1 pseudogene is annotated in these 1,226 nt (G+C 39.7%); it reads right to left on the bottom strand.

Annotated features, from left to right (window positions below):
• Window positions 1–965, bottom strand: a pseudogene (locus M1G12_RS09850) (DNA-directed RNA polymerase subunit beta); the annotation flags it as partial.
• Window positions 966–1,226 lie beyond the last annotated feature (261 nt).

Below are 1,226 nucleotides of genomic sequence, written 5' to 3'. Positions count from 1 at the left end.
CTTTCAATCACGCTACGAGTCATGATTGTACCAGCTTCTACCAAGATTTCTCCTGTTTCAGGGTCTACCAATGGCTCCGCAATAGTTTGGTTAAGCAAGCGTGTTTTAACATTGAGTTTTTTATTGATTTTGTAACGACCGACAGCTGCCAAGTCATAACGACGTGGGTCAAAGAAACGAGCTACAAGCAAGCTACGTGAGCTTTCAGCAGTCTTAGGCTCACCTGGACGAAGACGTTCGTAAATTTCTTTCAAAGCTTCGTCGGTACGAGAGTCCATTGGGTTCTTGTGGATATCTTTTTCAACAGTGTTGCGAACCAATTCGCTGTCACCAAAGATATCAAAAATTTCATCATCACCTGAGAAACCAAGAGCACGCACCAATGTCGTAAATGGAATCTTACGAGTACGGTCGATACGAGTGTAGGCGATATCTTTTGAGTCACTTTCAAGTTCCAACCAAGCTCCACGGTTAGGGATAACAGTTGAACCGTAGCCCACTTTACCGTTTTTATCAACTTTATCGTTAAAGTAAACACCTGGTGAGCGGACCAACTGAGATACGATGATACGTTCACCACCATTGATGATGAAAGTACCCATTTCTGTCATGATTGGGAAATCACCAAAGAAAACTTCTTGGGTCTTGATTTCGCCTGTTTCTTTATTGATCAAGCGGAAGGTTACAAAAATTGGTGCTGAGTAGCTAGCATCGTGGATACGAGCTTCTTCTAGCGTATATTTTGGTTCCTTGATTTCATATCCAACAAATTCCAACTCCATCGTGTCTGTGAAGTTTGAAATTGGCAATACATCTTCAAACACTTCCTTAAGACCATGGTCTAGGAAATCTTTGAATGAGTCAGTTTGAATTTCAATCAAATTTGGTAAGTCAAGAACTTCTTTGATTCTTGAAAAACTACGACGGGTACGATGTTTCCCGTATTGAACGTCATGTCCTGCCAAGATGATTCTCCTTTGTAAATAAGTTCCAAGCTTAGTCACCTAAGCTAATAATTATCGTTTAATGGTTCTAAAACCCCTATCACCGTGTCCTCTTGATAAATTTTCAGAATCTTTAAGTCTTTGTTACAAGCACTCAAAATCCTGAAAAAAAGCACAAAAAGAGCAGTTAAATCTGACTTTTTCAGGAGATTTAACTGCTGTGAGCCTTGTCTGGACAATATTTCAGACAAAACCTACGACAAATGATTACTCATATTATAC

This window comes from Streptococcus mitis (genome assembly GCF_023110375.1).
Taxonomy (GTDB): Bacteria; Bacillota; Bacilli; order Lactobacillales; family Streptococcaceae; genus Streptococcus; species Streptococcus mitis_CI.
This window is presented reverse-complemented; position numbering and strand designations above follow the sequence as displayed.